This window comes from Ideonella azotifigens, assembly GCF_006519715.1.
GTDB classification, from domain to species: Bacteria; Pseudomonadota; Gammaproteobacteria; order Burkholderiales; family Burkholderiaceae_C; genus Ideonella; species Ideonella azotifigens.
This window is the reverse complement of the sequence record NZ_VIDT01000485.1, coordinates 1-4,322: the sequence shown is the minus strand read 5'-3', so window position 1 is coordinate 4,322 and position 4,322 is coordinate 1. Positions and strand designations below refer to the sequence as shown.

Sequence of the window (4,322 nt, the reverse complement as noted above, 5' to 3'; positions counted from 1 at the left end):
AGACTGAGCGGCGCCTGCCTCGCCATTGCCGCAGGGGCAAGGACGCGGTTCATTGACCGCTTACGGTCAGAGCGCTGCCAGATGGAGGATCGCAGGGTATGGCGATGCAGCGTTCCGTCGGGCAGCGCGTGCGCGGAGCGATAGGTCAGCAACGCGACGTCGGGAGCTAGAGGTCGCACCAGGAAGTTGCTGGCCACCACGCGCGGATGCTGCGCTGCAGATGGCAGGCGCAAGAGTACGTCGGCCTTTGTATAGGCGGCGCCGGAGCGGCCGAACTCCTGGAATTCCGCGTGGAGCAATGCGTCGAGGCGAGCGGCGTCGCCGCGCACCACCGGTTGGTGCAGTTCGACTTCAAGTGCCTGAAGCTGGCCAAGCAAAGATGGTTCGAGATGCTGCATTGGAAATGACGGCTTCGGGGTCGCACGGTGCCCATGAGTGAATCACTGCGACGGCAATGCCAGTCTATCCGGGCCGTTGCCGTTCAGCTGTCAAAGCATCTACTGCGAACAGACGCAAAAAAGGCGCCGCAAGCGGCGCCTTCGAGACTTGACCAAGTCGCCCACCAGGGGCGATCCGGGTCAGTGAAAGATCAGAACGCAGCCGTGCCGTTGGGCGTGCCCAGGCCGGTCGGGCCGTCGTAGCCGGTGCCGCTAGTGCACAGGTAGCTGCCACCGCAGGAACCGTTGCTGCCGGAGGTCACGTCGAAGATCGAGTTGGTGTGGCTGTAGGGGTCGGAGCCGTAGGTGACCGGGCCGCCGTTGACGCCGTAGATGCCGGCGATGACCGGGGCTGCGACGCTGGTGCCGCCGTAGACCTGCCAGCCGGACTTGGTGCCGAACTTCTTCGGGGCATACACGGCCACGCCGGTGTTCGGGTCGGCCACGGCGGAGACGTCGGCCACGGTGCGCTTGGCGCAGCCGGTGTCCAGCTGCCACGAGGGCTTGGCGTAGACGGTGCTGCAGCCGCTGCCGGCGCCGCTCCAGGCGGTTTCGACCCAGCCGCGGCTGTTGGTGGAGGTCTTCAGCGAGGTGCCGCCAACGGCAATCACGTGCGGCGAAGAGGCCGGGAACTGCACGCCGTAGCCGCTGTCGCCCGAACTCACCACCACGGCGATGTTCAGGTGGTCGTAGGCCGACTCATAGCTGGTCGAGCCGGACTCGCTGCCACCGTAGCTGTTGCTGATGGCACGCACGCCAGGCAGTGCGGCTGCGGTGTTGACGGCCTTGGCCAGGTTGGCCGAGCTGGTCGACGTGGCTTCGACGAAGACGATGCTGCAGGACGGGCACATGGCGCTGACCATGTCCAGGTCCAGCGCGGCTTCCTGGTTCCAGCCCTTGTTGGTGCCCGGATAGTTGGTGCCGCCGTTCTGGTCGATCTGCTTGAAGCAGCCGTTGGCCTTGGTGCAGGCCGGCAGGCCGAACTGCGAGCGGTAGACCGCCAGGTCGGCTTCGGCATTGGCGTAGTGGTAAGCGTCCACGACCGCGATCACGGTGGCCGCGCTGCCGTTGCCGGTGATCTTGTAGGCCGAGCGCAGGCTGGCCGGGCTCAGGCCGCTGGGCGCTGCCGTGACCAGGTCTTCGCCATTGCGATCCAGCACGATGTGCGCATGGCAGCGCGCATGGCCTTCGGCCACATCCCTGCTGCATGCCTCACGCGTGTGCACCAGCTTGCGCGCTGCGCTGCCGAGGTCTTGCGCGCTCGCGCCGACACTCAGCAACTGCAACACCGCGGCGGTCAAGGTGACCCCCAAAATCCTGAGCCTGATTCCTCGCATACAAACCTACTCCTGAAAAAACAAAAAGCATGTCAGGACCGCGGCAAATGCCCGAGTTCGCCCGTCTTCAGGGCCCTCTGCATGTCACCGCGGCGTGGGTCGGATCGACCCCTGATTCGCCAAGCGGCCGATGCTGCTACAACAAGTGTTTTTGAGGCTGTCCAAAGCCTGTCAAACCGCCTTCCAGCCCCTAGTTCACCGCCTCATCCCCCTATGTCAAACCCTTTTCCGTTGACCATCCTGACCGGCAGCTCTCGCGGCATGGGCGAGGCCATGGCCGCCCAGTGCCTGCAAGAAGGCCACTGCGTGATCGGCATCTCGCGCCGGCACAGCGAAGCGCTGGATGCACTGGCCGCCAGCCGCGGCGCCACGCTGCTGCAGTGGCGCCATGACCTGGCCGAGCCCGAGGCCGCCGGCTGGGCCCTGCTGGACTGGCTGCAGGCGCAGGCACCCGGCCGTTTCAGCCAAGCCACCTTGATCAACAACGCCGGCGTGATCGCGCCGCTGCAGCCCCTGGCCGACATCGACCCTGCAGCCACCGCCAAGGTGTTGCGCGTGGGCCTGGAGGCGGCCATGGTGATGAGCACCATGTTCCTGCGCGGCACCCGCGGCTGGACGGTGCCGCGCAAGCTGCTGAACATCTCTTCCGGGCTGGGCCGGCGCGCGATGGCCGGCAGCGCTTCCTACTGCGCGGCCAAGGCCGGCATGGACCATTTCAGCCGAGCGCTGGCGTTGGAAGAAGCCCTGCAGCCCAACGGTGCCAAGGTCGTCTCGCTGGCGCCCGGCGTGATCGACACCGGCATGCAGGACCAGCTGCGCGCCGCCGACCCCGCGGCTTTCCCTGACCACGCCAACTTCGTCGCACTGAAGGCCGGCGGCCAGCTGCTCAGCCCGGCCGACGCCGCGGCTCGGGTGTTGGCCTTCCTGGCCAGGCCGGACTTCGGCGGCAACCCGGTGGCGGATGTGCGAGACGCCAGCGCATGAGCGGCGACCTGCGACCCGTGCCGTGGATCGTGCCGCTGCTGTGGAGCCTCGTCGGCCTGGCCTTTGTCGCCTCCGGCTGGCAGCCGTTCGACCGCGGCACCTGGGTGCTGGAAGTGACGCCGGTCGTCATTGCCGCGCCGCTGCTGTGGGCGCTGCGCCGCCGCTGCCCGTTCACGCCGATGCTGCTGGGCCTGATCGCCGTGCATTGCCTGATCCTGATCTACGGCGGCGCCTACAGCTATGCCCGCGTGCCGCTGGGCTTCTGGCTGAAGGACTTGCTGGGCACCGAGCGCAACCCTTACGACCGCATCGGCCACCTCGCCCAGGGCCTGGTGCCGGCGCTGGTGGCACGCGAGGTGCTGATACGGCGTGGGGTGTCGGCCGGGCGCTGGCTGACCGGCTTCCTCAGCCTGTGCGTGGCGATGGCCATCAGCGCGTGGTACGAGTTGATCGAATGGGCCGCGGCACTCGCGCTGGGCCAGGGCGCCAACGAGTTCCTGGGATCCCAGGGCGACATCTGGGACACGCAATCCGACATGTTCTGCGCCTTCATTGGCGCGCTGCTGGCGCTGGCCTTGTTCTCCCGCTGGCAGGACCGGCAGATCGCCCGTGGACCGCGCTGGCAGGTTTCACCCCTCAAGACTTGAGCCATCAGGAGACAGCCTGTGCATACCCTGTTCGGTTTCCCCGGTTCCGGTTCGGCCGCGGTCGAGCTGGCGCTTCACCGTTGTGCCCTGCCCTTCGAGTTGGTCAACGCCGCCTCGTGGGCGCCTGAGTCCGCACGCGAGCAACTGGCCGCCGCCAACCCGCTGCAGCAGATCCCGACGCTGCGATTGCCAGGCGGCGCGGTCATGACCGAAAGCGCCGCGATCCTGATACAGCTCGGCCTCGAACACCCGGGCAGCGGCCTGCTGCCTGGCACGCCGGCCGAGCGCGCGCAGACCGTGCGTGGCCTGGTCTACATCGCCGCCAACTGCTATTCAGCCATCAGCATCACCGACTACCCCGAGCGCTGGCTGGACGGGTTCAAGGACGGCGAGGCGCCGCTGCGGCGCGGCAGCCGTTCCCAATTGCATCATCACTGGACGCTGTTCGCCGACCAGTTCATGCCGCTGGCCGCAACCCAACCTTTCCTCGGCGGCGCGCAGCCGGGCGCGCTGGACTTCCTGGCGGTGGTGGTGAGCCGCTGGTCCGGCACGCGCCGCGCGATGCACCAGCACAGGCCTGCATTTTCCGAGCTGCTGCAGCGCATTGAAGCCGACCCGCTGGTGGCCGAAATCTTCCAGCTGCATTTTCCGAAGCCAGCACCGTTACACGACTGATTCGTGTCAAGACCGAGATCAGGCGACAAGGGTTAACACACCCCCAACTTGCGGGACGAGGTCAGCTCGCTTGCCTGGATGGATGCGCGCAGAATTTGCCGGTTACATCAAGCATCCGGGAGGGTGGGCATGGCAGTCGCATCGGTTTGGCGCAAGGTTGGCCGCTTGCTCATTGGCGTCGCGCTCACCTTGGGCGCAGGTTTTCAACTCGCGCATGCCGACACACCGCCCTCGGTGGGCCT

The 4,322-nt window shown here is 67.1% G+C and carries 5 protein-coding genes; 3 read left to right on the top strand and 2 right to left on the bottom strand.

All coding sequences use genetic code 11. The features are described 5' to 3' along the window. Positions 1–398 (bottom strand): nuclear transport factor 2 family protein (locus FKP22_RS22475; protein ID WP_141289911.1); only part of this gene is annotated, 398 nt, incomplete at its 3' end. 191 nt (positions 399–589) lie between these two features. Further along, on the bottom strand, positions 590–1,738 hold the full coding sequence (locus FKP22_RS22470) for a S53 family peptidase (protein WP_141289910.1): 1,149 nt from the start codon (positions 1,736–1,738) through the stop codon (positions 590–592). Between the two features lie 249 nt (positions 1,739–1,987). Between FKP22_RS22470 and FKP22_RS22465 the strand changes: the two genes are divergently transcribed. Genes FKP22_RS22465 through FKP22_RS22455 form a run of 3 tightly spaced genes read left to right on the top strand, consistent with a single transcriptional unit; the run spans position 1,988 to position 4,080 of the window. After that, entirely contained in the window at positions 1,988–2,758 is a 771-nt protein-coding gene (locus tag FKP22_RS22465) for an SDR family NAD(P)-dependent oxidoreductase (RefSeq protein ID WP_141289909.1), read from the top strand. Then, positions 2,755–3,405: a DUF2238 domain-containing protein gene (locus FKP22_RS22460; RefSeq protein ID WP_141289908.1), complete on the top strand. Its 651-nt coding sequence runs from the start codon at positions 2,755–2,757 to the stop codon at positions 3,403–3,405. The genes FKP22_RS22465 and FKP22_RS22460 overlap by 4 nt, the downstream gene beginning before the upstream one ends. A gap of 18 nt (positions 3,406–3,423) precedes the next feature. Further along, positions 3,424–4,080: a glutathione S-transferase family protein gene (locus FKP22_RS22455; protein WP_141289907.1), complete on the top strand. Its 657-nt coding sequence runs from the start codon at positions 3,424–3,426 to the stop codon at positions 4,078–4,080. Positions 4,081–4,322: the final 242 nt, after the last annotated feature.

Coding starts and splice junctions, on each gene's coding strand:
- FKP22_RS22465 (WP_141289909.1), top strand. CDS start 1,988: ATGTCAAACCCTTTTCCGTTGACCATCCTGACCGGCAGCTCTCGCGGC.
- FKP22_RS22460 (WP_141289908.1), top strand. CDS start 2,755: ATGAGCGGCGACCTGCGACCCGTGCCGTGGATCGTGCCGCTGCTGTGG.